Below are 25,024 nucleotides of genomic sequence, written 5' to 3' on the forward strand. Positions count from 1 at the left end.
GCGGCGTGGACTACCGGAAGTTTCTCGGAAAGGTGGAGTCGGCGGTGCTGCCGTATCTGGGCGGCGGCACCGTGGACACCGCTTCGCGCCGCCTCCGTGTCACCTCCCCCGTGGCGCCGGGGTGGTGGCGCTTCGAGGTGAAGGGGCGGGAGGCCACGGCGCGTGAGCCTGCCAGCCCCGAAGGTCTGGACAGGCTGCCGCGCGTGCGAGGCCACATGTGGGGCGCTCGGCTGGTGCGCGAGGGCGCGGTGGCCGAGCCCCTGGAGTTGATGCCGGAGGAAGAGCCCGCCGTGCTCGCGCCCGTGAGTGCCCGGCGCTGGCATGACGGTTCGCTGCTGTTCGACGGCGTGGACTTCGAGGGCGAGGCGGAGGACCAGGCACGTCGAGCCCTGGAGGAAGGCCAGCCGCTCTCCACCGTGAAGGGCGTGAGCGCGCCGCTGCGGGCGGCCTATGGCTATGCGCTGCTGGAGTCGGCGTCGCGGACGCTCGACATCCGCTTCGCGCCAGCGGAGACGCGCGGCCGGGTACTGCGGGTGGCCGAGCAGGGCCGGGTCGAGGCGGAGTCCTGTCTGCGGGCCCTCGTCGCGGAGCGAGAGGCTCATCGGCGCGCGCTCGCGGCACGTCTGCTCACGGCGAGCGTGCAAGCACAGGCGGCGCAGACAGTGGAGGCAGCGCGGGCGCGGGCCGTGGAGTTGGCGGAGCGGGCTCGGCGGCAGGTCGAGTTCACGGGGGCTCGACACGGGCGAGGCGCGCCGGTGGGCGACCACTCGCGCGCGGAGGTCGCGCTCCAGGGCGCGGGGGCGCGGTTGCTGAACCATCGACGGATGGGGGGACATCAACTGGAAGTGACGTTTGCCTTCATGGGGGAGCGCTTCATCTCCGTCGTCGACGCGAACACGCTTCAGGTGGTCGACGCGGGCGTGTGTCTGGCGGGAGCGGACAGCAAGGTGACGCTGGAGAGCCTTCCCTCGGTCATCCGCGAGGCCATCGACACGGATGTCCTGGTCATCACCCGGCACGCGTGACGTGCGGAGAGGAGGAGAATCATGTCGACGCAAGAGGTCTGTCTGCTCATCGGCCAGGACGAGGAGGTGCTGTGGTGCGAGACCTCCGACAGTCCCGTCCTGCTGCCGGACTCCCGCACGCGGTGGGAGGCCATCTGGTACTGGCGTCACGAACTGGTGGAGGTGGCGCACAGTCATCCCGAGGGGCCCCTCGGCTTCTCCTCCGAGGATGAGACGACGATGACCGCGCTGACGGAGGCGCTCGGGCGCGCACCGCGCTTCTCCGTCGTGGCCCCCGGCGGCATGGTCGCCCGCGTCGAGGGCCGCGATGTCTGGGTCTCCGACGAGCCCTGGTGGGCCGAGCCCCTGCGGGAAGTCTCGGGCATGGCTCACGCGCCCATGGCACGCGCGTGAAGCCCGCTCAGCTCGGGCGGCGCCACAGCTCCTTGAGGTCCTCGGGGAGCTGGTCCATGACGTCCTCGGCTTCCCCTTCGCTGATCTGATCTCTCACGGCGTTGAGGACCGCGCGCACCACGGGCACCACCGCGTCCGGGTTGAGCGCCAGGTCCTCCCCTACGCGCTTGAGCAACTCCTCGCGCCCGAAGCCCCCCGGCAACTCGTCCTCGTGGCGCTCGCACCGGTGCAACAGCTCCGCCAGCTTGCTGGGGAGTTGCGCCTCCAGGTCCTCTGTCTCTTCGCTGTTGATGCGCTGCTCCACCGCGCAGAGCACGGACACCGCGGCCTGCTCCGCCACCGCGGGCGACATGCCACCGCGCTCGCACAGGTGCTTGATGAAGGCCCGGTAGGTCTGGCTCGCGTGCGCGGCGCTTCGCCGGGCACGACGGGCCTCGATGGGTAGCTCGCCGGGCGCGCCTTCTCGTGAAGCCCGCCGGCCCTCTTGCTCCCGCTTGTCCGCCATGACCTGTCCTCCCGATGTGCCTTCGTGGGCATCAGGTTGCCCACGGCCCACCGGAGGAGCATCACTCGACCTGCATGGAAGGCGGGCCGCCGCCTCCCCGCCCGCTACGCGGCTTTACGCACGTAGGTGTCGTAGAGCGCGCCGAAGAAGAACCGCCCGAAGCGCAGCAGCGTCGACAGCCGACGCGAGGTGTCTCGGGCACTCGGCACACGCAGCGTGGAGAGCTGCACGGCGAAGTCCTTCGCGTTCAACCGCAAGAGCCCCCGGGCGATGCAGGGCCCCGAGGCGTCATTCCCCCGGTGTACCGACACGAGCAGCCGCGTCGTGTCCACCCAGAGGTCGAAGCCCGCGTCGTCGTGGACGTCTTTGTAGCCGTCGAGGAAGAAGCGCTCGCCCGACTCGGCCACCAAGGGGAGCTGGTAGTGCATCCGCCGCCCGCCCGGTCGCGCCGCCTCCCGCGTCATCAGATGCAGCTCGCCTCGCTCCACGGTCAGGGGCCGAGGAGACAATGACAAGGCCTCCACCACGCCGGAGAGTCCCAGGGGATGCAACGGGTCCTCCAGCGTCCGCTCCAGGTCCAGCGTCTCCACCGTCACGATGAAACGCAGGTGGGTCGCATCGATGCGCTTCGGGTCTCCCGCGACGAGCGAGTTCTCCTCCACCGCGCCCGAGATGGAGCCGTACATCGTCTCGGTGAAGCGCACGCCCACTGGCACTCGCGCTCCCACGTCCGGCTCCTCCGTCGCGGGCGTGTAGTCGATGGTCCACCCGTGCCGCTTCGCCATCAGCGCGGCGCAACGCTCAGCCACGGCGGAGAGGGTGAAGAGGGGGTTGGTCCCCAGCGGCCTTGGAATCACCGAGCCGTCACTGACATAGAGCCCGTCGTGAACCTCGGTGCCTTCCTCGCGGGAGAAGACACGCCCCTCATGGTCCACGACACCCGCGCTGGCGTCCTCGGCCATGACACAGCCACCGAGCGGATGCGTGCAGAGGACCTCATGTCCGGTGAGTCGATTCCACAGCGGGTTGCGCACGAACGTCCCGCCCAGGGCCGCCGTGGCTTCGCGCAATCGACTGTCCACCCGCGCAAGCTCCGGCTGCGTGCCCACGTCCGGCCAGTTCACCCGAACCCGGTCGCCCTCCAGCCGCAGCTCACCGACACCCGCGTCGTGAGACATGACGAGGAAGGTCTGCGTGTGGCGCATGGCCCCATGGTACGGCCCGCGCACCGCGCTCTCCGCCACGCGAGCAAGCTCCTCCAGCTTGTCCTTCAGCCCCTCGTCCGTGTCTTCCCCGCCCACCGCGGCCGCGGCGGCGAGCAGCCCCAGCATCGGCCTTCCGAACGCCCCCGGCATGGCACCATTCTCGATGACCATGCCGTCCTCCTGTCGGGACGTCGCACGCGCGTCGATGATGCCGCTGATGGTCGGCCCCACGGGCTCGCGACCTTCCGCCGGATGCGTCCCGTGGCCCACGCCATTGATGGGGACGTCCGTGTTGTAGCCAAAGGCCATCACATCGCCATTGGCGCTGAAGCGTTGGCCCAGCATCCCCGACAACGGCAGGCCCAGCGCTCGGGAGCGCAGCAGGATTTCCGCTGTGCCCATGGTCCCCGCCGCGAGCACGACCATGTCCGCTGTCACCCACGGGTCCGGCGCCTCGAAGCGCTCACGGCCGCTGTTCATCGGCCGGTAGTAGATGCGCCAGCGTCCGCCGTCGCGCGCCAGGTAGCGCACCCCTACCTCGGTGAAGAGCTTCGCGCCGTGGCGGTGCGCATCCGGCAGGTAGTTCATCAGCACGGAGTTCTTCGAGCCCTGGTTGCACCCGGTGAGGCAATCCCCGCACAGCGTGCAGGCGCCCTGTCGCACGCCCGCTTCATTCACTCCGCCCTCGAAGGAGACCGCCAGCGGTGGACGCCGGAAGGTGCCCCCCAGGTGACGAGCGGCCCGCTCCATGGCCTCCAGCGAGGCCAGGGGCGGCGACGACTCGGGATAGGGAGTGGGACGCAACATGCGCTCGGCCCATGTGAAGCCGTCCTCAATGAGGCCGGGCACATCCGCGCGCAGCGCCTCGGGCCAGCGCGCATCCTGGAACACGCGAGGGTCTGGCCGCAGCGTGACTCCGGCGTTGATGAGCGATGTGCCGCCCAGGCCACAGCCCGTCACGACAGCCACGTCCCCACCCCGGTGCAGCTCGAACAGGGCCGTGGAGCGACCCAGGTCGACGCCGCTCTCCGCCTCGAGGTGGATCTGGAACTCCTTGGCGAAGTCCGCCTCCGTGCGCGGGTAGTCGCCCGGCTGCAGCTCGCGCCCACGCTCCAGCACACACACCTGGCGACCTGCGCGTGCGAGCCGGCTGGCGGTGATGGCACCCCCATAGCCCGACCCCACGACCACCACGGAGTAATGGGACTCCAGCTCACTCCACCGTGACGACAGCCTCCGCATCGACACTCCCAATGGCGACCCCCGCCCTCGCTTCACCACCTCAGGGGTACGGTGCCAATGCCCTGGCACTCCTTCCCGTGAAGGCGGCCGGGGTGACGTCCGCCCGGGCAGTCCAGCGCCAGGACCACGACCCCGTCATGAGGACTCCGGACATAGAGGGGGACGGGCCGGCGGTCAAATCCATGGGAGTCGCCTCACTCCAGCTCCGCTGCCTCACCGTCCGCGCGCCTCAGCGCATTCACCAGCCGATGTGCCTGGCGCGTGGTCTCCGGCTCGCGGTACTTCGGGCTGGCCCGCAGCACCAGCTCCACCGCCGTGGGCAGGTCCATCAGGTGACCCGGTGACACATAGACAGGCTGCACCGCCTTGCGCGTGCGGACCGCCATCCCCACGACCTCGCCCTTGTGGGTGATGGGTGACGTGGCACCTCGCGCCTCTCCCAGCTTGCCGTGCGTTCCCACCAGCAGGGACTTGCCACAGCCGATGGAGGGAATCCCGAACAACAACCCACCATGGCTCGCGATGCCCAGCCTGCGCGGATGCGCGATGCCGTGCCCGTCGAAGATGAGCACGTCGGGCTTCACCGTGAGCCGCTCCCAGGCGACCGCCACCACGGGCAGCTCGCGAAAGGACAACAGGCCCGGCACGTACGGAAACCCGAGGGTCACCGCGGAGCCAGCCTGCGCCACCGGAGAGAGCGTGGCCGCGTCCAGCACGACGATGCCGCCGAACCCCGTGTCATTCCCCTTCTCCGTGGACACATCAGCGCCCGCGATGCGCTCCACCCGAAGTCCCGCGGGCGGATGAAGCACCACGCGCTCCTTGAGCTGACGCTGAAGCGCCACCGCCTCCGTCGGCGTGACATCCCAACGATGCATCTCCGGCTGAAGCTCCATGCGGGGTCCGCCTCCTCGTGCGCCCCAAGTCTGCGAACCCGCACCGCTCCGGCAACCCGCCACGGCACTCGCGAGCGCCTCCTGCGTGAACCATCCAACGTCCACACGGCCCCGGCGGGCTGACCACGTGTCCCCTGTCACACTGCCCTCCGGGTCCGGCCTGGAATGCCGAGACACCGTGCGTACCCTGCTCCCTCCCAGGCATCGGTGAAGCCCGCTCCCATGGACCTCTCCCCGAGTCACGCCTGGGTCGCCAGAGGGGCCGGCCCACGGGAGCGTCGCATGTCCGGGAGTATCTGATGCGTCGAGTCCTCGCAGGCTGTCTGGCCGTATCCGCGCTGGGAACCACCTCCCCCGCCGCCGCGTCTGAGTGCGGCTACACCGCTGCGGGCTGGAACGCCCCCAACGGAGCGGTGGTGTTCAGTCGCAGTGATGAAGGTCCCATCCGCAATGTGATTGATGCCATTGGCGAATTCCGCACGCACTCCATGCTCTCACATGGCGCCACGGGAGGCGTGACTCACGCCACCATGAGGGACCCCGACCAGAACTCGTGGCCCACCGTCTGCGGAACACCGCTCAACATCAACCAACTCCGGGACGGCTACCCGGGGCTGGAGCAGATCAACCAGGGCGGCATCTACCATTACCTGTACGACGCGAATGGCCATGGCCCCGACTGGACCGCGTGGCAACTGGGAGACGCAACGGGCGCGGCGCGCATCGCGGACAGTCTCTGGTTCAACCACCCGTATGCCAGCGATGTGTCCCGCGTCGACGGCAGCCAGCTCATCGACCGGCCCCTGTGGAACGGGGCGCGCGTGCCGTATTCGTTGTTCCAGTACAGGGACGTGGAGTCGGCGCACCAGATTCCCGGCGGCGCGGCCAACAACGGAATGATGTGCTCGAGTTTTCTCGCCTACGCCCACAACTACGCGGGCAGGGGCCTCGTCACCACGCACACCTATCCGCACGAGGTCATCGCCAACGCGTCCAATACCATCCACTGGGGCGTGCATGGCCAGTGCAAGGAGTCGCTCGGCTGGTTCGAGAACGCCGCGCTGACCGTCATCTGCCCCGTCTTCTGGAACGTGTGCACCAACGCCGGCAACCAGGTGGCCAACTGCATGTCCGCCAATCGCTGCGACACGAGCAGCAGCGTCATCTGGAAGGGCGTGCGCGACGACCCCAACGCCACCGCCACCTCTATCAGCCCGGACCGCATCGGCGGCTGGAGCGTGCACCCCGTCTCCACCACGCTGTGGGCCTCCGACTACTCCCACCAGCTCCAGTGGAACTCCGGCGGCAACGTCTACGGCTGCTGGCAGTAAGCGCACTTCCCCACTGAATCGACAGGAGCCCCCGGATGAACCCCTCGGAACCGCCCTGGTGGCGCCGAAGACTCACTTTCATGCTCGGTCTCGGAATCGCGGCGCTGGTGGCCGGCGGGTTGCTCTCCCTGGAGCCACCCGCTCCGCCAGATGCCACGCCTGTCGCCGCAGCGGCCCCTCGTCCTCCACCCACGCCCACCAGCACCGCTCCGGTGCTGCCCACGAAAGTGGAACCCGTGGTCCGCCCCGCACCGAAACCCGCGCCCGCACCCATCATCGACAGCGTGACGGTGGAGAAGCAGGAGGTCTGCTCCGGCGAGGACAACCTCATCAACGTCCGGGCGCACTCGCCGGACGGCAATGACGCCTATCTCCACACCACCATTGGCGCGGGCATTGGCATGCGCGTTCCCCTGCGTGTCTGGCGCGAGCCAGATGGGACGTACGAGCTGCCCACAGTGACGGTGTTCGGCAAGGACAACGTCGCCACCACCGTGCAGGTGCCCCGGTACACCGTGAAGGACTGCGAGCCCGAGCGACTGGTCGAGGTCTTCTCCCGGCGAGCCCCCAACACCGAGGAGGACTTCGAGTTCCTCGCGCGCATCCTCGAACCACCGCGAAGGGACAAGGCCGCACGGGCTCCTTTCACGCCCGTGCGGTTCGTCTGGACCTTCGACGACCAACACACGGTGACGACGAGCACGCCCATGGTGACCCAGACGTTGAGCCCCGACGTCACGCGTCCCCGCTCCATGTACGTCCAGCACCTCGTCCGGGTGGACGTGTTCGATGCCACGGGCAAGAAGGTGACGGGCCGCTCGTCGCTTCAGCTCCTCGACAGCACCTTCGAGAACTTCGACAAGAAGGGCGTCGTCACAATCCTGGCGGTGGGGACCCCACGATTCCCCGTGGAGGATGCGGACGGCGTGGTCCGACAGAGCTTCCGCCTGTCCCACCGATGGAAGGGACCCGTGCGACTGGAGCGCGTCACCGCGCTGCGCGCGCGCACACCGGAGCCCGATGCCCCGCCCCTGCCCGAGGACACCGAGGAGGTGAATCTGGATGTGGACACCCTCCCTGAAGGCCGGGGCGTGGACATCCCTGCCTCCCTGGACACACGGTCCGAGTCGGGCGTGACGCAAGTCACCTACCTGCTGGAGGGCACCACCGCGGACGGGCACCCCGCGCGCGGAACCTTCTCCGTGATGCGTCCCCCTCCCCGCCCCACCCGGGAGAACAGCACCCCGGTGACGGACCCGCTGCTGCTGGCGAAGGTGAAGCGGGCACGGGAGCTGCTTGGCCAGCCCTTCGTCACTGACGAGGACCTCTGGCGACTGGAGCGAGAGGGACGCTTCAAGGACCTCAAGGTCCAACGCGACACACCGTGAGCACGCTCCATCCACTGGGCGGGAGCGACCACTCCCGCCTGGCTGGCGACCACTGAGCGTCACGCGGGGGCCCGGGCATGGAGGGCGTGATGTCCTTCCGGCCCATGCCTCGCGCCCTCCTCCGTACCCTGCCTCCACTGCTGGTCCTGCTGATGTGGAGCACCGGCACCATCAACTCCGCCGCCGCGCCGCCGGCCACGACGACGCCTTCCTCGACTGACCTGGACGTCCCCTCGGTCCAGGCACTCGAAGTCCTCGAGCAGCGAATCCTCGGGCTCGGCTGCGAGCCCAAGCTGCTGGGCGATGCGAACCGCCGCTTCTCCGAGGCCCAGCTCCTGTGTGCCGCGCACCTGTCCTTCATCCTCGTCCAACTGTCACTGGATGGCGCCCCCCTGCCAGAGACACCTCGACGCGTGAAGGCCCTGCTCGACGATGCCCTGACGAAAGGACGTGGGCCCTTCCTTTCCGACGGCAGCGCACGCGTGGAGGAACACCTCCTGCCCCACAGCGTGCTCTACCGAGGTTATGTGCTGTTGATGCTCGCGGGAATCGAGCGCGCGGGGCTGGCCGACCCGGCATCGACGGCACTCTTCGACGCCCTGGCCGAAAAGCTCGTGGAGGCACTCTCGCGGCAGCTCCTGCTGCCCTCGTTCGGCAAGTCCATCTGGCCATGTGACAGCGCCCCCGCCGCCGCGGGCCTGTTGCTGCATGGGCGACTGCGCGGCAATGCCGCGTCTCTCGCCATGGGCGAGCGCCTCACGGCCCGACTGGTGGAGCTCGCCTCCCTGCCCTCGGGGTTTCCCACCCGGGTGAACGCCAAGGGGAAGCTCGTCGAGTCCACGCCGCGCGGCACCACGCTGGCGTGGACGGGCGCCTTCCTTGCCATGGGCTCACACCCCGCCGCGTCCACCTTCACCACTACCCTGGTGAAGGGCTACTGCGACCGTCCCGGAGGAAACCTGCTCCCCTTCGCCGCCTGCCGGGAATGGCCCCGGGGCGTGAAGGGCCGCGAGGACGCCGCGAGCGGCCCGCTCCTGCACGGCGGCTACTCCGTGGGCGCCAGCGCCCTGGCCATCGCCGCCACCCGCCTCTCCCCGGAACACCGCGCCTGGCACCAGGACCTGCTCAATACCGCGCGAGAAATGGGCATCCGACCCATGCTCGAAAAGCCACACAAACACCCGCTGGAGACCGCGCTGTTCTGGTGGGGAGCCAACGCTCGTCCCTGGTAGGCAATGCGCCCGCATGTCGGCGAACACCCAGGACGTTCAATGACGAACCGCTGTCTCATCCCAGAGGGCTAAATCAGGATTAAGCCGAATTTAAAGTCCATCCGTATCATTCCGCGTAACCCATTGCAGGGGGATGAGACATGAATCGACGGATGACGAAGCTGACCCTGGCCATGGGTGGACTGGCGCTGCTGGGCGCCTGCTCGAGCAGCCGGCCGGCATGCAAGGACCCGTCGGCCACCGCCGCGCTCCTCGCGCCACCGACGGAGAAGTTCCTCACGGTTCGCAAGAACGTGCCGGGTGAGTACGTGGTGGTGCTCAAGGCGCCCGAGCCGGGACTGCAGGCGCTCGCCGTCACCCAGGCCACTCTGAACCTCACGCAGAAGTACGGCGGCACCGCTTTCGCGGTGTACGAGCACGCGCTGCGCGGCTTCGCCAGCCGGATGAGCGAGGACCAGGCGCGCGCCCTCGCCGAGGACCCCTCGGTCGCCTACGTCCAGGAGAACGGGGTGCTGTCCATCCGGGAGAGCCAGCCAAGCCCCACCTGGGGCATCGACCGCGTGGACCAGCGCACGCTGCCGCTGGACAAGCTCTACATGTACAACGCCACGGGGTTGGGGGTGCACGTGTACATCCTCGACACGGGCGTGCGGTTCTCCCACCGTGAGTTCGGTGGCAGGGCGTCTGTCGGGTTCGACGCCATTGGCGACAGCATGAAGGGCAATGATTGTCATGGCCACGGAACCCACGTAGCGGGCACGGCGGCGGGCAGCACGTATGGACTCGCCAAGAACGCCACCGTGCACTCCGTCCGGGTACTCGCGTGCAACGGCTCGGGCTCCACGGCCCAGGTCATCGCGGGCATTGACTGGGTGACGAAGAACCACCAGGCCCCGGCCGTGGCGAACATGAGCCTGGGCGGAGACTCGGATCCGGCCATCGACGAAGCGGTCCGCCGCTCCATCGCCTCGGGCGTCACCTACGTGCTCGCCGCGGGCAATGAGTCTGGCGATGCCTGCAAGCACTCCCCGGCACGGACGGCGGAGGCCATCACCGTCGCCGCCACCGACACCAGCGACAAGCGTACGTCCTTCTCCAACTACGGCGACTGCGTGGACGTCTTCGCCCCCGGCAACAAAATCACCTCCGCCTGGCACTACGGCGACAGGGAGTCGCGAGAGATGAGCGGCACCTCCATGTCCGCACCCCACGTGACGGGGGTGGCCGCGCTCTGGCTGGAGCTGAACCCCAATGCCACGCCCGATACCGTCGCCAGCGCGCTGTTCGACAACGCCACGCTCGACAAGGTGCGTAGCCCCGGCGAGTGCACGCCCAACCGCATGGCCTACTCGGGCTTCATCGGCGCCGTGCCGGTGCTGCCCACCGTGAGCACGGAGCCCGCGACGACGCCGGCACCCGTGAGCGGCGAAACCTCGAAGTAAGCGTCCGGCCGCGAGGACCCCTCCCCCTCGCGGCCCCCGAGGGCCGGACTCCGTCATCACGACGGAGCCCGGCCCTCGTCTTTTCACGCAGCGCCTGTCCCGAGTCAGGACGCCTGGCGCGCCTCCGTCCCGCGAGGTGCCTGGCCGGCCGCCCTTTTCGCGGCCCCTGGCACGCGCGAGGAGGCGCGAGACGACCATGGCGACCCTGAACATCACCTATGACGGCATGTCCGCGGATGTGCCGGTGGAGCTGGACCGGCCGGTGTCGGACTCCGACGTGCGCCGCATCGCCGCGGAGCTGATTCGCGCGGGCGGAGTGCCGGGCCTCCATCTGGCCCACCTGCGCGACGACGCGTTCCAGCACTTCGTCGTGGACCGGTTCCGGGGTGCGCGCGGCGACGAGCGCATCTACCTGCGCCCCAAGGTGCCCTTCGGGGCCCGCTGAGGAGCCGCCATGCGCATCCTCTTCTGCGGCGTGGGCGCCATCGGCTCCCAGGCGGCCCTCCTGTGCCGCAACCTGGAGGCCACCCTGGTCTTCGTCGACTTCGACCGCGTGGAGTCCAAGAACCTGCTCGCCCAGGCCCACGTGAAGCCCTCCCTGGGAAAGAACAAGGCCGAGGCCCTCAAGCTCCAGCTCCTCAACCTGCACGGCGTGAAGACGGAGTCCTTCGGCGTGCGCGTCACCCGCGACAACGTGGCGGCGTTGTGTGGTGGCGCGGACCTGCTGGTGGACTGCTTCGACAACCAGGACAGTCGTCGGCTCCTCAGCGACTTCGCCCGAGGAGCAGGCAAGCCCCTGGTGCACGGCGCGGTGAGCGCTGACGGGACGTTCGGTCTGGTCCGCTGGGACGAGCGCTTCGTCCCGGACGCGGAGGACACTGCGGGCCAGGCCACCTGCGAGGGGGGCGCGCACCTGCCCCTCCTGGGATTGCTGGCCGCCACGCTCGCCCGCTCCGTGCAGGACTTCATCAAGCAGGGGGTGAAGCGGGACGCGTTGGTGAATCTCTCCTCCGTCGTCCCCACCACCCACCACTGACCCCAATTTGACGGGGACACCCCGCCTCTCTCTACTCAGGGACGCCAATGGCCCAGGACATTCTCTTCGACATGGAAACGAGCGATCCGGACGACGCGCTCACGCTCTGCCTGTTGGCCACACATCCCGCCGTCGCGCTGCGCGCGGTGACCGTGACACCCGGCACGCTGGCGCAGGTGGGAATGGTGCGACACCTGCTCGCGCGTGCCGGCAGGAGTGACGTGCCCGTGGGCGCGCGCAATCCGGCGGCGGAGAAGGAGAGCCTTTCGGCCTTCCACACCCAATGGCTGGGGCCACTGCCTCCCTCTGCTCCGGATGCCCTGGCGCACGAGGTGCTGGCGCTCGTGCTCGGGCGGTTCCCCGAGGCAACACTGCTCACCGGTGCGCCGCTCCAGAATCTGCGACTGCTGCTGGAGCTTCACCCGGACATCAAGCTGCACCGGTGGGTGGCGCAGGGCGGCTTCGCGGGCGACAACGTGGTTCCACCCGAGCACCGGCTGCCCAAATTCGAGGGCCGGCGAACCTGTCCGACCTTCAACTTCAACGGAGACCCCAAGGGCGCACTGCTGGCCCTGTCCTCGGACCGCATGGGCCGACGCGAGCTGGTGTCCAAGAACGTCACCCATGGCCTGGCCTACGACGGCCCCTTTCACGAGCGCATGCGGCCTTATGCCTCGACGACACCGGGGCTCGGGCTCATCTTCGAGGCCATGGAGCGCTACCTGGCGCAGCGCCCCGAAGGCAAACTCCTGCACGACCCCATCGCCGCATGCGCGGCCATCGACCCCGAAATCATCACCTGGGCGGAAGTGGAGATGGTGCGCCAGCGAGGAGAGTGGGGAGCCGAGCTTGCGCAGGGTACCCATACGTTCATCTCGGTGGCCCTGGACTCCGAGCGCTTCTTCCAGACGCTCGTGGGAATCGGCGCCGCGACAAAAAACAATCGCGGCGCTTGTCAGGGATGAAAATCAACCGCCGTAGATTCCGCCAGAAAGGAGCGGTGACCATGAAGACGGTGACGATGCAGTCGAGCAAGGCGAAGCACAGCTATCGAAACAACCTCTGGCCCCAGTTCGACGCCGCCTCCTGCTCCTTCTCGCGCACCGGCTCGATTCGCAACGTGGGATTCGGCCACCTTCACGGCCATCCGCCCGTACCCTGCTGACGCTCGCGCTTCGTCATCGACGCGCCAAGCCACGCAGAGGCCGGGCTCCCATCCAGGGGACCCGGCCTTTCGGCTTTCGGGCCTCCGCTCCTCCAGGGGACGTAGAGCGTTACGGCAGACGCGCGGGCCTGTAGAGCCCGAGCCCGACAGGGCCTGCTGGGTTCAACTCCCAGCGTCCCCATGCTCCATACGAGCAGGGTCCGCCTCACCCAAACCCAGACATCTTTCAGGGGTATAGCTCAAAGGCAGAGCACTCGCTTGATAAGCGGGTGATCCCGGTTCGACTCCGGGTACCCCGACTCCATGTTGGCCGAAGGCGAATGGTGAGCCACCGGGACGTGACCCCGGGGAAGAGGGTTCGAATCCCTCCGGTCAACCTGACATTTCCAGCTCCCAGACAACTGAATCGTCGTGGTGAATGCACGCCACCTGCTCGCATGGGGGTGGCGGCAATATGCCTCCGTAGCTCATTGGAAGAGCATCCGCCTCTTAAGCGGACGGCGAGGGTTCGAATCCCTCCGGAGGTACTCGAAGCAGCGGTAGCAACGCGGGTGTCGTCCAGCGGCAGGATGGCGGTTTCCCATACCGTCGACACGGGTTCGAATCCCGTCGCCCGCTTCACATGTGTCACTTTCATACCGGAGTCGTCTAATGAGCGAGGATGGCGGATTCTGACTCCGCAGGTGCAGGTGCAATTCCTGCCTCCGGTTCTCTCTTCACGCAGCACATTCCCCGGTAGCTCAATGGCAGAGCGCGCGGCTGTTAACCGCGAAGTTGAGGGTTCGAGTCCCTCCTGGGGAGCTACTTGAAAGGCCCTACCAACCGGTAGGGCCTTTTTTGTTTAACACGGGCCTCGCGATGACATCGTGGGGTCTTCGTGTTTAAGCCCCTGAATCCCAAGGGATTTTTCCTCGCGGGTCTGAAGCGGGCGCTCTCGGCCCTCTACCCCGCAGAGCGAGATACCCGCGCTCCTCAGCCGCCGATTGGGCTCTCTGGAGCGCTCTTTCACCCGTTTTGGGGAGAGAGAGGCCGAGAGTGGTTAACAGGTGCTGTTAACCATTGGGGATGCGGTTAACAACATTCTCCTGGAGATCCTCTCCTTCCGCTTTCAGGTTTCTGGGAAGGCGACTCTCTCTGTTTTCAGGTTTCATCTCTTACCTGTTTTGCTGGTCACCGAGAGGGTGACGCAAGGCCAGCAGGGACCCTCCAGACCCATACTCGAAGTGAGGGCGTCTTAAGGAGGCTTCTGATCCAGCCGCCTCCGCCGCGTTGTTCTACGCGGCGGAGAAGGGCCACAACGAGAAGGTCGAGACCCTCGACGACGCCCTCGTCTTCTGCTCGACGTGTCTCTCGGTCGGCTACGACCGGACGTTCCCGGTGACGCCCACGGGCAAGCGGATCGCCGCCGCGCTCATGGCGCTCGGCCCCGCGATGGCGGCCAGAGCGCTCGACGACCCCGAGCGCTGAGCCGCCTGCACACCCGAAGGCCCGCGGTGATCGAGAGGTCGCCGCGGGCTTTCGCGTCTGGTTCGCGGAGATCGTTGACGCGGCGTCCCTCCGGTGGTGACGTCGTTCGATGCCGCAGCCTCCCGAGGATCTCGCCCGCGCTCTCGAACGCCTCGATGTGGCCATCCGCCGCGCCGACCCCGGGGGGCACGCCTCGTTCCTACCGCCGGCTGCGCCCGAGCAGCTGGCCGGGCTCGAGGCCGAGATCGGGACGGCGCTGCCAGGCGACCTTCGCGCTCTGTTCAGCTGGCACGATGGGACCGCGCGGGTGTCGTTCGATGGCTCGAGCGTTTACTCGATGATGGGCTGCGTCGAGGCGATCTCGACCCGTCGGTTTCTCCTCGGGCCCGACAGTGACGGTGCGCGGTTCTCCGAACATTGGGTTCCCGTGCTCACGAAGGGCAACGGCGACCACGTCGCGTATGTGCTGTCGGGAACCGAGGCCGGCCCGCTGGTCGAGTACCGACACGACGACGCCTCGCGCCCCATTTGGGCGCCCTCGCTCGCGGCACTCGTGGCCCGCGCACTGCGCACCTGGGAGAGCAAGCCGGTTCGACAGCAGGGGGCGCTGATGCGGATCGGCGGGTGGAGCCGAGAGTGCGCGGTCCACGTGGGGGCGCTGGGGGTCGGCGACGCCATCGTCGTGTGCACCCTCGGCGCGGCGATGCGCCCATTCTGGAACCTCTATGTTCAGGTCGACGCCAATCGGTGGGTGTGGGGATTCTCAGGAGCAGAAGATTGGGAGCCGGAGGCGCTCGCGGTGGCCTCGCGGGCCATCGGCGGCCCGCTGAAAGACACGAGCACCGTCGCATCCAGCGTGGACGGCCTCTTGCTCGACAACGCATGGACGCTCGAGGACCGCCCGCCGCGCGCCCCCGACGACTTGAGCATGCTGGGCGTGTACCGAGGCCGCGTCGTTCGCGCCTGACGTCGGCGGCTCGATGACAACCACCACGGTTCACCGGTAGCCTCGGTCCATGGGCCTTCGCACCTGTGCTGGTTGCCAACGTCACATCCGATGCGCGTCCACCGCGTGCCCGTTCTGCGGCCTCGCGTGCGAGCCGGTCGCGGGAGCTACTTGAAAGGCCCTACCAACCGGTAGGGCCTTTTTTGTTTAACACGGGCCTCGCGATGACATCGCGGGGCCTTCGTGCTTAAGCCCCTGAACTCCAAGGGATTTTGCCCAGCAGTGCTGAGAACGGCGGTAACCGACCGACGGCGGGCGTTCTGGGGGCACACCACCTCCCCTCGCGGTGGCCCATGGCCCTGGTCGCCGCGCCGACTTGAGCGATGTCTGCGAGCACCAGACGCAGGCGGCCATTCAGGATGAGTCGGCTGGCGCCGGTGACCAGCGGTGCGGAAGCAGTTCGTCCCGGAGGAAGCTGGATGCGAGCCGAGCTGCGGCAGCACATCAGCCAGGTACGCCTCGGGGTTGACGCCGTTGGCCTCGCACGTGGCGACGAGAGACGCGAGCCCCGCGAGGTGCTGGCCAGCCTCGTCGCTGCCGACGAAGAGGTAGTTCTTGCGGCCCAAGGCCATCGCCCGCAGGGCCCGCGCGGAGGCGTTGTTGTCGAGCGGCAGCGAGGCGTCCTCGAGGAAGCGTGAGAGGGCCGCCCACTGGCCTTGGGTGTAGGGCAGTGCGAGCCCCATTGGCCCCCGCGGCGGGTGCCGCGGCAGTTGCTCCGCGAGCCACGCGGCGAAGGCTTCGAGTACCAGCGCACTGCGCTCACGACGCAGCGCCAGGTGATTGGGCCCTCCCAGCACGCCGCGCTGCATGGCCTCGTGCTCGACGCGGTAGAGGGCCAGGATGAAGTCGAGCGCGTGCCTGGCCTCGGGCGCGGTGGCTTGCGCGTCGAAGAATTTGCGGCGCACGTGCGCCCAGCACGCCACGCGCGTGCGGCCCTCGGGCAGGGTGACGCGGTTGTAACCCGTGTAGCCGTCGACGAGCAGGTAGCCGCGCGTGCCGCCCAGGACGGCCTGGGGCGTCGCACCGCTGCGACTGGGACTGTGCACGTAGGCGATGAGGCGCTCGGTCCGGAAGGTCCAGACGTAAGCCCGGCGCGTCTTGCCCTCATCGAGCACGCGCTGCGGCGTCTCGTCCGCGCGCACCAAGGGGGCCTGGCGCACCAGGGCGAGCAGTCGCGCCGACAGCGGCGCGGTGGCAGCTGCAACGGCATGAAAGAGGTCACACAGCGTCGTGCGCGCAATAGGGGCACCCGCGCGTGCGAGCGCCTTCGCCTGGCGGTAGAGGGGAATCGCGTCGCACACCTTCGCAGTCACCAGGTGGGCCAGCAGCCCGGGGCCGTAGTGGCCCTGCTCGAGGGCCTTGGGCGCCATGGCCGTGACAATGCCCTGCCCACACCGGCATACGAGCGTCTCCTGCACGTGCACCTGTCGCTCGAGGCGCGCCGGGACGTACTCGAGGACGCCCGTCCGCTTGCCGGGGCCCAGGCGCCTGAAGTCCGTGCCGCCACACGCCGGGCAGCGACGCTCGGCGGCAGGGACTCGATGGTGGACGATGCGCTCGGGAAGGGAGGCGCGCGCCTGGCGCCGCTGCTCGCGCAGCTTCAGCGTCGCGGCCCGCGCCCCGGCGCAGTCACCTGACGCGAGCCGGAGCTCGTCCTGGATGCTCGCCATCTTCTCGCTCCGCTTGCCGAAAAGGGCACGCTGGAGCTGAGCAAGCTGGGCTTCGAGTCGGGCGACACGCTCCCGGAGGTGGGCGTTCTGAGCCTCGAGCCGCTCGGCTCTCTCTCGCCAGTCGCACCTGTGCGCCTCCTGGGGCTCTTCTGCCATCGCTCCGGGGAAACAAGCTGCCCGGTGGAGACCTTCTCGACGCTCTCTGGAGGCGCCCACCTGGCTGGCCTGCGGACGTGCGTGACGTCCAGGCCGTCCAGCAGCATCGACAGCTGGGTGGCATCGAGCTGGGCGCCGAGCAACTCCTCGCCGATGGTTGGCACCTTGAAGCGGCCCTTCTCCAGTCGCTTGTACGTCAGCACGAAGCCGCCCGCGTCCCAGCTGAGGACTTTCACCCTGTCTCCTCGGCGCGACACGAAGACGAAGAGGTGGCCCGCATAGAGGTCCTCCTGCCACGCCATGCGCACGACGGCCGCCAAGCCATCGATGCTCTTGCGCATGTCGACGGGCTCTCGCGCCAGCAGGATGCGCACCGTCCGAGGAAGCCGTAGCAACATCAGGTGCTCGCCGCCGTGCCCGCACTCGCGAGGGTTGCGAGGAGCCGCGCGACGTAGGCCGTGTCCGCGCCCACCGGGAAGCGCAGCACGAGGCCGCCCACGGTGGCGACTTCAAAGAAGCTCTCCCGCGCCTGCGGCGCGGGCGACGCTACAACCTCCAGAGGGAGAAAGGCGGCGACCGATTCGGCAGCCAATTCTGACGCCCGGAGGCCCCGCTTCTTGCGCTTCTTGTAGAGCCAGTACTGCAGCGTGCCCAAGGGCAGGTCGTGCTTGGCCACGAATTCCTTCTGCTGCAGCCCACCCGTCTCGAATTCCTCCACCAACTTCGGCCACTCATCCGGATTGGGTCGTCGCATGCCCCAAGAACCCGCAAGGCGCGCTCAACTCAGGACGCCCGCCGTCGGTCGGTTACAAGGCGTCTCATTTCAGCGCCAATCTCAGGCGAAATCATCGCTGCTGCCCCGTCGCCGCGCGGGTGAGCAACCGCCGGGCCGACGCAAAGCCTTCCCACTCGAGAAACCTGTCACGGGGCGGGGGTGGGCACTGCAGAGACGTCCACTCGACGGCGATGTTGGGGTTGAAGGCCAGGTCTCCCAACAGCTTCGCCCACAACCCAGCCTGGAGGCGGGCCTCCTGCGCGTCCGCATCGACGACAGCGTAGAGGGGCATGCCGTACCAGGCACTGAGAGACTCCACCAGCAGGGACACGGCTGGAGTCATCGCGGGTACGGGTGGCAGGCGGGCCTTGAGGACGGTGCCCCGCTTGGGCACGGAGAGAAGGATTTGGATGTATGGGGTATGCGCCTCGAGCGTCAGCCACAGCGGCGGTGAAGACATAGAGAGCCACCTCCAGACGGCGCCTGGCGGCCGGCGCATCCGGCTCGCGGGGCACACGTGCGGCTTTTGTTACGCCCGCCTCCGTTTGGCTTGAACCTGGATGTGTGACTTTCCGCGCTCGCTGCCGTGCGCGTTGTGCTGCTTTGCGGGCCGCCGCATCACGGCGCACCTCAGAAGGGTTGAGGCTCGCCCGATAGGCACGGCTCGCATTGCGCCACTGCGCTCTGCGGGCCAGCGTGCGGCACCTGTCGTGACAGTAGGCTTGGCCCCTGTCGCACCTCCGACAGAGCCAGAACAATTCCCCGCAATGACAGCACTCTCGCTCTCGAAGCTCGTGCACCCGGGCCTCCGGGTGGACGCTTTCGTGACACGGGCGCCTCTTGTTGCTGTCTGTCGCGGAGAGGTGGCGACTCCATTTGTCCGGCGGCCTGGCCTTCCTCCAGGTCGCTCATCTCGTCCACTTCTGCCGCCCAGCGTGGCTCAAGGCTCCCCTGCCGCCAGTTTTCGGCACCTCGAGCGTTGATGCGCGGCCCTCCAATCCCGCGCTTCTCCGCGCTCGGGTGGATCGAAGACCCGCGCTTCTTGAAGGTCGCACTTCAAGGTGCCCCATGGACGTCAGCAGGCCTCGCAGGTAGCTGCCGTTGCGTTGGTCCTTGCGCCCCGCCACCTGTTGCCAGCGCCCCGCGCCCACCAGGCCTCGAATCTCCTCCTCCAGCAGCATCTCCAGCGTCATGCGGATGGCTCCCAGGAAGAGGGCTCGCACGTCGGTGCGCACCTCCTCGTGCGAGGGCGCGGCAAAGTCTGTATCGTCCGCGGCGGGGAACTTCTCGGCCTCCTCGCCAAAGGAGGACCGTCTCGGTTGGTTTCACCGAGGAGCTTCCCTCTTTTCCGCTCGCCCCTGCTCGACATCTACACACTTATAGGGACACGACCCAGAGAAGTATTGAGGCGTCTGAGCCGGGCGCAATTCCGACCTCTATCAAAGGGAAAAGAGGACCCAGCGGCTCGTCATGCGCATCGCTCACGTCATGACGCACATTTTGACGCACTCATGACGCAGCGACCGAATTTGGGGTAGGCACACCCATCGCACGCTCGGAGGCGTGCTCTCGGATTCGCCTGTCCCGGTGGTGCGGCGCGGGCGATGGTGCTGGGCCCGGCATCCGCCGGAGCCTCTGTCACAGCGCCGCAGCGACGGCCCGGCGGTCCGCTCGCGCCGCGGGGGCCAGGAAGCTCTCGAGCTCCTGGTCGAGGCAGACCGTTCGAACGGCACGCAGTATGTCCTGTTGCACAGGGGTGTCCGCCGCGAAGCCGTCCGCAAACAGCCGCTCCCAGCGCTGGACGGCGCCACAGCGCATGAACCTGAGCATGTATTCATCGAAGGTCAGGCGTATGCGATGAAGCGACCGTTCGGAGTAGTTCCAGTGATACAGCGGATAGAGGTCCAGGGCCGCCATATCGATGAAGATTGGGTATTCGCCGTAGACGAGCACCCGGTACTTTCCCTCGGGGCGCCCGTTCAGCCGACTGTCTCCGAGGTATTTGGCGACGAGAGACTCCTTGCGCCAGAACAGGTCCATATAGCCGGAGATGCGTGAGTCCGCGAACAGGCCGTCTCTGCGCCACGAGAGGACGGTCCCGTCGAGCTGCCGATAGAAGTTCAGCACACCCGCCGGTACGGGATGACCGAGAATCAGGTGCGCAGCGATCATCTCGCTCGACATCGGCGCGCCGCCATCCACGAGCAGCCGCCCCTTCCCAGGCCTTTCCGGTCGCATCCATGCTCGGCCGGCCACGGCCTGTGCGAGTTCGGCGTGCCAGTCGACCCCCGGCGAGGTCGCCACCAGGAGCCCGGCGACCTCTCGCTCGAGCGCTTCGAATGATCCGGTCAGTCCGAGCTCGCGGCGAGCGGCCTCGGCGACGAGTAGCGGCCATAACGGCGCCCCGGCGCAACGAATCGCCAGCGCGAGGTACTCCTCCAGCCGAAACGGCAGCGTCCAGCGCTTCGTGTCCAGCGCGAGCACGAGCTCATAGCTGCCCTCCACGAATCGCGCGCACGTGTGCACATGGTGCCCACGATGCGAGGTGCACGCGAGCGGGAGCAGTCCTTCGCGAAGCAGCGGGTCCTGCGTCGGGTGCGCGACGTGCCGGACCAGCGCGTCCACCAGCGCCTTGATCGCCTGGAGCTGAATCTGACCGCCGGGCCAGCGCAGTCGCATGCGATTGACGGCGACGAGGCCGTCGCACAGGTCGTCGGGCAGCGCGGGCAGAAGGTCGCGCAGCGCCTGCAGATCGGCACGCGCGACCTTCTTCGGCGGGAGGTACTCACAGCCGGCCACCGCCGCGAGCGCGACTCCCGGCGGCGGGCCGAGGCCCGAGGGACCACGAAGCGCGGTAAGTAGATCGTTCAGTGACATCGAAGCGAGATTGTGTGCGTGCTGGCTGTGGTGGGGTCAAGTCCCAAGGCGAACGCATCATGCGTCACTGAAACTAAAGGAATTTGCGTGCGAGGGGTCGGTGGCGGAGGGTGGGACACCATGCTCGCCCAGCCCCCCAAGTCAGCCCAGTGGAGTATGCGCAAGCGGCCTCACAGCGGAAGTTGGCTGCACAAACCACCTGTCCACCGACTCGGCTCTCCCGCACTTCGTGTGGGTCCCCGCTGGAGAGCAGGCAGGCGCGGCAAGCTGGCAATGGGGCGAATACACCCTGGAAATGGAAACGCTGTACCCGCTTCCAGGGTGTCGGGTGGACTGAGATGTATGGCCTCGCCAACTTCGACCTCCTGCGTCTTCGAGTGCTGCTCACCGTCTGAACCTACGGTCCACACGAAGTGCGGGAGAGCCACGAAACCGGGGCAACTTCACTTCGAACCATCGGTCGGGCTCCGGGTCGCGAAACAAGAGAAGAGGCTCAGGGGTGCAGTCGCGAACAAGGCGTCATCTATCTTTGGCAGAAGCAGGGAGCAACCCACGCCGTCCACTCGTATCGGCACCAGCCATGGGCACGTCGAGCGGCACGACAGGTTTTGAGTGACTCAGAATTGGCCCGACATCCCCATCATGGCCCCACCCTCGGGGAGCAGCGAGATGGACATCCGCGGCACTTCGCGAGGTGCGCGGTCGGAGCGCCAGGCTTCGAGGACATGCTCGGCGGGTGACCGTTGCAGGAAGGCGTCCAGCAGGAAGCCCGTCCCAGCAATCATGAAGGCCGGCCCTGCCAGCCGATTGAGGGCGCGACCATAGTTCTCCGGCAACGGGGGCTTCGCGTCCTCCATCCACACCGTGAGGGCAGCACCTGTGGCGAATACGAAAGCGCCCGTCAACTTGAGAGCAAACCTGTTGCGCTCCTCGGTGACCGCGATGCTCCGGAGGCGCTCTTCGGTGCGCGCAACCACCGAGGCGTGGTCCTCCTGAGTCAAGAGCGCCCGCCGATATTCCGCTTCCACCTCCTCCCCCTCCGTGCTGCTCAGCAGCGACCATGTACCGGCCCCAAGGAGGAGCGCGCTTGCCCCCAGATAGCTCCAGTTCGCAGCCTTGTACCCGCCCGCCCTCAGGTTGAGCCCTCCCGCGAGAGCCAATGCCGCGCCACCCGTGAGCCGGAGCGCACCTTCGACGTGTCTGCTCTGGCGCTGCTGTCGTCCCAGTTGCCCCAGAAGCAATCCCATGCGTTCACCGTCCTCGCGCGAGATGCCGTACACGGGAGTGGGGGTCGCCGCTTGTGCACTGCGGAAGTCAGCAAGCGCCTGGGGGCCAAACGGCTGAGCGAAGAGCATGCGCAGTGGGTCCGTGACTCCCCGCGCCTCCAGCACGCGCTCGACGGAGACGAGTGAGGAGAGGGTCCCCTGTTCCGCAGGCAACCCGAAGCGCTCGGAGCTCCCATCCGCGAGCACCCGCTCGACGCTCCCACCGCGAATGGCCTGGGGCAGGCGCAAGTGGACACGATGGCCCGCCTCGCTGTGGCTGTCTATCCAGCGCAGCCCCTCCGCATCCCGCACAACGAGCCGGACGGGCTCTGTCTCACCCACATCGAGCACCGCGCCGTTCGCGACCCCGGACTCCATCAGATGGACCTGGTTGTCGCCCGAGGGACCTCGGGCAAACACATGCGGGCGGAAGGCGGGATTCTTCACTTCGTGGCTGGCGGTCTCCACGAAGGCAGCCAGCTCTTCGTAGGAGACCGCCCCGTCCCCGTCCCCGTCCGCCGCGCCGAGCAACCCCGAGCGGACCGCATGACTGAAGATTCCGGACTGGAGCTCCGACCACTCATACACCTCCGCCTCCGCGCTCGTGGAGAGTAGCACCCCGACATTCTGGAGCCTGCGCCCCATGGCCTCCGCGGAGTCCACGGGCGTGGCGTAGCGCCGGCCGCCGGGCTTGCGCGGGTTGAGCATGAAGAACGAGTTGCAACTGTCGAGGACCACGTGGGCCCGTTGAACCGGAATCCTGGACAGCGCCTCCTCGAGCGCGTCGGACGTGAAGGCGCCATCGGAAAGCTCGAGGAAGCCCTTTCCTTGCTCGACATCCCCGTGACCGGCGAAGAGGACGTACAGCTCACTCTCCCGTCCCTGGCGCGTGTTCTCTCGGACGCGCCGCGAGATATCCTCGAAGGCCTCCTGAAGCCGTGCGAGGGTGGGTGGCTCCGCCCGCTGCCGCACCTCCGGAAACAGCCGCGCGGTGTCCTTGTCGAGTTCCGTGAGCACGCGCACATATGCCCCCGGGGCGAGCACCCGAAAGACGGTGTCGTACTTGGCAGCGTCATCGTCCGCGAACTGGAGCCGGGGGCGTCCGAGGGTGGCACTCGTGTTGTTGCCGACAATCAAGACGAAGCGCTCGCGCGTTTCGGCCAAACAGAGCATGGGGAGGAAGAGCAACGTGTACGTGAGCGACTTCATGGCCGTGGAGAGATTCATGGCGCTTTCTCGAGCATCAACGTCCAGTGGGTGAGTGCGGCCTCCGGCCAACGCGCGCGGAGGAGTGGTTCCAGGTTCGGGCTCTTCTCGAGCGCCTCCACGTCGAGGACGCGGAGGGGCTCGGACGTCACCAGCGCAAAGACTTGCAAGGGGCCCAACGCGGGCTGGTCGAGCAGCACCGCCTCCGGCATGGGGGTGTCGCGTACCGAGGGCGACAGCTCGACCGAGCGAGGGTCCTCCCCCGGCGTGAGGTACGCGGGGTAGAGCCAGTGAAGCTCGCCGGCTGCGTCCCTGGCGAAGAGGAGGAGAAAAGCGGGCGTCTCGCCCAGGTTGCGGAAGCGCGCGAAGAGCGGGGTCGACGGCGAGAGGACCGCTCCGGGACGAAGCAGCACGGGTGGGCTGCCGGCGGAGAGCAGGTCCACTCCAACATACCGTTGGAGTGGCGCAACGAATTGCCCGCCACGCGCGGCGAACTGCGTTCGGAGGGGAGAGAACTCTTGCACCGCATATCCACACAAGACGCCTGTCACCGCCAGGCATGCCGTGGCGAGTCCTGCGCGCCAGCCCGGTGCCCACCAGGCCACGGGGTGGCGGAGGGGCTTGTCCTTGAGACGGGCCATGAGGGCTTGGACGTCGCGCTCATCCACGGGAGGCGGTGGCGCGCTCAGGCGGGCCACCAGCTGCTTCTGTGCGTTCAGCTCTCGGCGGCAGGATGCGCAGCCGGACAGGTGTCCTTCGAGCCACCGGGAACGATGGAGGGTGCTCTCGCCATCCAGCCATTCCAGCAGCTCCATGGGGTCGGGACAGGGGGCGCTCATTCGCCATCCTCCTGGGTGTGCGCGCGCAGTTGGCGGATGCCGAGAAACACGCGCGAACGGACGGTGCTGACAGGCACATCGAGGATCCGAGCAATCTCGGGGTAGTCGAGCCCCTGGCTGAATCGCAGCAGCACGGCCTCCTTCAGTTTGGGAGACAGCTCGTGCAGGGCCACCAGGGTGCGGCGGCGGCGCTCGACGTCGAGGAGGGTGTCGAGGGGGGAGTGGGCAGTGACGCCCTCCTCCTGAGTGAGGTGCCGCTTGCGGCGCACGCGGTCGCGATACTGATTGCGACAGAGGTTGCGCACCACCGTGTAGAGATAGACGGAGAAGGGACGCGCTGGCCGGAACTCCCGGCGCGCATGCCAGACCTTGAGCAGGGCCTCTTGCGCGGTCTCCGCCCCCGCGGCGGCGTCGCCCAGATAGCGGGTCGCGAACTGCTGAACCTGCGCCAGGTGCCGCCGGACGAGGGCCGCGAAGGCGTCCTCTGCCCCCGCACTGGCCAGGAGCATCAGCTCCGCGTCAGTGCGCTCCTCGACCGGCCTGTCTGGAGGCGGCACGACGAACATTCTCGGATTTCGCTCGGACATCGGCAGGAGAACACCGTAGAGCGAAGTCCGTTGAGTCCCTAGATGCGGTTTTCTCCAAGAGGAAGAGGGGCCGCGCCACCGGAGCGCCGCAATCAGACCGCAGGTGTCTCACCGGGGCAGGTTGGGAGCAGACTCTGCCGCCCCGAAGCCCGGGCACTGAGTCACTCGTGCGTCGACCCATAGTCGCCAGGGCGTCAAGGTGAGTCGGCGAGGCGCACAAGGGCGTCGTCAGCGCAGACCATCCGCCGAGGCTGGGCTCCAATCCAAGGGACCCCGCATTTCGGCATTCGGGCCCACTTCTCTTCAGGGGACGTTG

The 25,024-nt window shown here is 67.9% G+C and carries 22 protein-coding genes, 7 tRNA genes and 2 pseudogenes; 19 read left to right on the forward strand and 12 right to left on the reverse strand.

From position 1 onward, the window contains the following. The first annotated feature begins 5 nt into the window (after positions 1-5). A complete protein-coding gene (locus tag HUA75_RS24005; protein WP_174487714.1) occupies positions 6-1,025 on the forward strand; it encodes a hypothetical protein in 1,020 nt (339 codons plus the stop codon). A gap of 21 nt (positions 1,026-1,046) precedes the next feature. Beyond that, on the forward strand, positions 1,047-1,418 hold the full coding sequence (locus HUA75_RS24010; protein WP_174487715.1) for a hypothetical protein: 372 nt from the start codon (positions 1,047-1,049) through the stop codon (positions 1,416-1,418). Positions 1,419-1,425: 7 nt separating this feature from the next. Here HUA75_RS24010 and HUA75_RS24015 read toward each other — a convergent pair whose 3' ends face one another. The 3 genes from HUA75_RS24015 to nfi form a co-directional block, all read right to left on the reverse strand. Continuing rightward, on the reverse strand, positions 1,426-1,923 hold the full coding sequence (locus tag HUA75_RS24015; protein WP_141642254.1) for a DUF2267 domain-containing protein: 498 nt from the start codon (positions 1,921-1,923) through the stop codon (positions 1,426-1,428). 104 nt (positions 1,924-2,027) lie between these two features. Next, positions 2,028-4,370: a GMC family oxidoreductase N-terminal domain-containing protein gene (locus HUA75_RS24020; RefSeq protein WP_174487716.1), complete on the reverse strand. Its 2,343-nt coding sequence runs from the start codon at positions 4,368-4,370 to the stop codon at positions 2,028-2,030. A 194-nt stretch (positions 4,371-4,564) separates the two neighbouring features. Continuing rightward, positions 4,565-5,266 (reverse strand): deoxyribonuclease V, encoded by a 702-nt coding sequence (gene nfi / locus HUA75_RS24025; protein ID WP_174462842.1) that lies wholly within the window; start codon positions 5,264-5,266, stop codon positions 4,565-4,567. 299 nt (positions 5,267-5,565) lie between these two features. Between nfi and HUA75_RS24030 the strand changes: the two genes are divergently transcribed. The 17 genes from HUA75_RS24030 to HUA75_RS24110 all read left to right on the forward strand — a co-directional run bounded on the left by HUA75_RS24030 (position 5,566) and on the right by HUA75_RS24110 (position 15,294). Further along, positions 5,566-6,597 carry a hypothetical protein gene (locus HUA75_RS24030; RefSeq protein ID WP_174487717.1) on the forward strand — a complete coding sequence of 344 codons (1,032 nt, stop codon included), beginning with the start codon at positions 5,566-5,568 and terminating at the stop codon, positions 6,595-6,597. A gap of 80 nt (positions 6,598-6,677) precedes the next feature. Next, positions 6,678-7,985, forward strand: coding sequence for a hypothetical protein (locus HUA75_RS24035; RefSeq protein ID WP_254627725.1), 1,308 nt, complete (start codon positions 6,678-6,680; stop codon positions 7,983-7,985). Positions 7,986-8,074: 89 nt separating this feature from the next. Further along, entirely contained in the window at positions 8,075-9,217 is a 1,143-nt protein-coding gene (locus HUA75_RS24040; RefSeq protein WP_246137132.1) for a hypothetical protein, read from the forward strand. Between the two features lie 152 nt (positions 9,218-9,369). After that, positions 9,370-10,659 carry a S8 family peptidase gene (locus tag HUA75_RS24045; RefSeq protein ID WP_246137131.1) on the forward strand — a complete coding sequence of 430 codons (1,290 nt, stop codon included), beginning with the start codon at positions 9,370-9,372 and terminating at the stop codon, positions 10,657-10,659. 196 nt (positions 10,660-10,855) lie between these two features. Continuing rightward, the gene (locus HUA75_RS24050; protein WP_141642248.1) at positions 10,856-11,104 is read left to right on the forward strand and encodes a hypothetical protein; all 249 of its coding nucleotides are present in this window, start codon (positions 10,856-10,858) and stop codon (positions 11,102-11,104) included. A gap of 9 nt (positions 11,105-11,113) precedes the next feature. Then, positions 11,114-11,695, forward strand: a complete 582-nt coding sequence (locus HUA75_RS24055; RefSeq protein WP_174487720.1) for a ThiF family adenylyltransferase — start codon at positions 11,114-11,116, stop codon at positions 11,693-11,695. A gap of 71 nt (positions 11,696-11,766) precedes the next feature. After that, entirely contained in the window at positions 11,767-12,660 is an 894-nt protein-coding gene (locus tag HUA75_RS24060; RefSeq protein WP_246137130.1) for a nucleoside hydrolase, read from the forward strand. A gap of 41 nt (positions 12,661-12,701) precedes the next feature. Further along, entirely contained in the window at positions 12,702-12,860 is a 159-nt protein-coding gene (locus HUA75_RS24065) for a hypothetical protein (protein ID WP_174487721.1), read from the forward strand. Positions 12,861-12,955: 95 nt separating this feature from the next. Next, positions 12,956-13,041: transfer RNA gene (locus HUA75_RS24070), tRNA-Tyr, on the forward strand. A 47-nt stretch (positions 13,042-13,088) separates the two neighbouring features. Beyond that, a tRNA-Ile gene (locus HUA75_RS24075) sits at positions 13,089-13,159 on the forward strand. 7 nt (positions 13,160-13,166) lie between these two features. Continuing rightward, positions 13,167-13,237 (forward strand) — tRNA-His (locus HUA75_RS24080). 79 nt (positions 13,238-13,316) lie between these two features. After that, positions 13,317-13,387, forward strand: a tRNA-Lys gene (locus tag HUA75_RS24085). Positions 13,388-13,407: 20 nt separating this feature from the next. Then, positions 13,408-13,478, forward strand: a tRNA-Gly gene (locus tag HUA75_RS24090). 19 nt (positions 13,479-13,497) lie between these two features. Next, positions 13,498-13,570, forward strand: a tRNA-Gln gene (locus HUA75_RS24095). 19 nt (positions 13,571-13,589) lie between these two features. Beyond that, a tRNA-Asn gene (locus tag HUA75_RS24100) sits at positions 13,590-13,661 on the forward strand. Between the two features lie 468 nt (positions 13,662-14,129). Beyond that, positions 14,130-14,327 (forward strand): two pore domain potassium channel family protein, encoded by a 198-nt coding sequence (locus tag HUA75_RS24105; RefSeq protein WP_174462848.1) that lies wholly within the window; start codon positions 14,130-14,132, stop codon positions 14,325-14,327. Between the two features lie 109 nt (positions 14,328-14,436). Next, positions 14,437-15,294, forward strand: coding sequence for an SMI1/KNR4 family protein (locus HUA75_RS24110; RefSeq protein ID WP_174468728.1), 858 nt, complete (start codon positions 14,437-14,439; stop codon positions 15,292-15,294). A gap of 393 nt (positions 15,295-15,687) precedes the next feature. On the opposite strand, the pseudogene HUA75_RS24115 reads toward HUA75_RS24110, so the two are convergent. The 9 genes and pseudogenes from HUA75_RS24115 to HUA75_RS24155 form a co-directional block, all read right to left on the reverse strand. Then, positions 15,688-17,159, reverse strand: a pseudogene (locus tag HUA75_RS24115) (IS66 family transposase). Positions 17,160-17,242: 83 nt separating this feature from the next. Beyond that, positions 17,243-17,557: pseudogene (gene tnpB / locus HUA75_RS46905) on the reverse strand (IS66 family insertion sequence element accessory protein TnpB); the annotation flags it as partial. Then, positions 17,557-17,913, reverse strand: coding sequence for a hypothetical protein (locus HUA75_RS24125; protein ID WP_174487722.1), 357 nt, complete (start codon positions 17,911-17,913; stop codon positions 17,557-17,559). The gene HUA75_RS24125 and the pseudogene tnpB, both read right to left, overlap by 1 nt. A gap of 91 nt (positions 17,914-18,004) precedes the next feature. Further along, positions 18,005-18,394, reverse strand: a complete 390-nt coding sequence (locus tag HUA75_RS24130) for a hypothetical protein (protein WP_174487723.1) — start codon at positions 18,392-18,394, stop codon at positions 18,005-18,007. 448 nt (positions 18,395-18,842) lie between these two features. Then, on the reverse strand, positions 18,843-19,157 hold the full coding sequence (locus HUA75_RS24135; protein WP_371746180.1) for a transposase: 315 nt from the start codon (positions 19,155-19,157) through the stop codon (positions 18,843-18,845). A 415-nt stretch (positions 19,158-19,572) separates the two neighbouring features. Further along, positions 19,573-20,811: a hypothetical protein gene (locus HUA75_RS24140; RefSeq protein WP_174487725.1), complete on the reverse strand. Its 1,239-nt coding sequence runs from the start codon at positions 20,809-20,811 to the stop codon at positions 19,573-19,575. A gap of 617 nt (positions 20,812-21,428) precedes the next feature. After that, positions 21,429-23,303, reverse strand: coding sequence for a hypothetical protein (locus tag HUA75_RS24145; protein ID WP_174487726.1), 1,875 nt, complete (start codon positions 23,301-23,303; stop codon positions 21,429-21,431). Then, positions 23,300-24,121, reverse strand: coding sequence for an anti-sigma factor (locus HUA75_RS24150; protein ID WP_141647606.1), 822 nt, complete (start codon positions 24,119-24,121; stop codon positions 23,300-23,302). Before HUA75_RS24150 ends, HUA75_RS24145 begins: the two co-directional genes overlap by 4 nt. Beyond that, entirely contained in the window at positions 24,118-24,687 is a 570-nt protein-coding gene (locus tag HUA75_RS24155) for an RNA polymerase sigma factor (RefSeq protein WP_174487727.1), read from the reverse strand. The genes HUA75_RS24150 and HUA75_RS24155 overlap by 4 nt, the downstream gene beginning before the upstream one ends. Positions 24,688-25,024 lie beyond the last annotated feature (337 nt).

Source organism: Myxococcus sp. CA040A, assembly GCF_013336725.1.
In the GTDB taxonomy this organism is placed as follows: domain Bacteria; phylum Myxococcota; class Myxococcia; order Myxococcales; family Myxococcaceae; genus Myxococcus; species Myxococcus llanfairpwllgwyngyllgogerychwyrndrobwllllantysiliogogogochensis.

Coding starts and splice junctions, on each gene's coding strand:
- HUA75_RS24040 (WP_246137132.1), top strand. CDS start 8,075: ATGTCCTTCCGGCCCATGCCTCGCGCCCTCCTCCGTACCCTGCCTCCA.
- HUA75_RS24145 (WP_174487726.1), bottom strand. CDS start 23,303: ATGAATCTCTCCACGGCCATGAAGTCGCTCACGTACACGTTGCTCTTC.
- HUA75_RS24030 (WP_174487717.1), top strand. CDS start 5,566: ATGCGTCGAGTCCTCGCAGGCTGTCTGGCCGTATCCGCGCTGGGAACC.
- HUA75_RS24150 (WP_141647606.1), bottom strand. CDS start 24,121: ATGAGCGCCCCCTGTCCCGACCCCATGGAGCTGCTGGAATGGCTGGAT.
- HUA75_RS24050 (WP_141642248.1), top strand. CDS start 10,856: ATGGCGACCCTGAACATCACCTATGACGGCATGTCCGCGGATGTGCCG.
- HUA75_RS24065 (WP_174487721.1), top strand. CDS start 12,702: ATGAAGACGGTGACGATGCAGTCGAGCAAGGCGAAGCACAGCTATCGA.
- HUA75_RS24055 (WP_174487720.1), top strand. CDS start 11,114: ATGCGCATCCTCTTCTGCGGCGTGGGCGCCATCGGCTCCCAGGCGGCC.
- HUA75_RS24010 (WP_174487715.1), top strand. CDS start 1,047: ATGTCGACGCAAGAGGTCTGTCTGCTCATCGGCCAGGACGAGGAGGTG.
- HUA75_RS24060 (WP_246137130.1), top strand. CDS start 11,767: ATGGAAACGAGCGATCCGGACGACGCGCTCACGCTCTGCCTGTTGGCC.
- HUA75_RS24015 (WP_141642254.1), bottom strand. CDS start 1,923: ATGGCGGACAAGCGGGAGCAAGAGGGCCGGCGGGCTTCACGAGAAGGC.
- nfi (WP_174462842.1), bottom strand. CDS start 5,266: ATGGAGCTTCAGCCGGAGATGCATCGTTGGGATGTCACGCCGACGGAG.
- HUA75_RS24155 (WP_174487727.1), bottom strand. CDS start 24,687: ATGTTCGTCGTGCCGCCTCCAGACAGGCCGGTCGAGGAGCGCACTGAC.
- HUA75_RS24125 (WP_174487722.1), bottom strand. CDS start 17,913: ATGCGACGACCCAATCCGGATGAGTGGCCGAAGTTGGTGGAGGAATTC.
- HUA75_RS24020 (WP_174487716.1), bottom strand. CDS start 4,370: ATGCGGAGGCTGTCGTCACGGTGGAGTGAGCTGGAGTCCCATTACTCC.
- HUA75_RS24140 (WP_174487725.1), bottom strand. CDS start 20,811: ATGTCACTGAACGATCTACTTACCGCGCTTCGTGGTCCCTCGGGCCTC.
- HUA75_RS24045 (WP_246137131.1), top strand. CDS start 9,370: ATGACGAAGCTGACCCTGGCCATGGGTGGACTGGCGCTGCTGGGCGCC.
- HUA75_RS24130 (WP_174487723.1), bottom strand. CDS start 18,394: ATGTCTTCACCGCCGCTGTGGCTGACGCTCGAGGCGCATACCCCATAC.
- HUA75_RS24110 (WP_174468728.1), top strand. CDS start 14,437: ATGCCGCAGCCTCCCGAGGATCTCGCCCGCGCTCTCGAACGCCTCGAT.
- HUA75_RS24035 (WP_254627725.1), top strand. CDS start 6,678: ATGCTCGGTCTCGGAATCGCGGCGCTGGTGGCCGGCGGGTTGCTCTCC.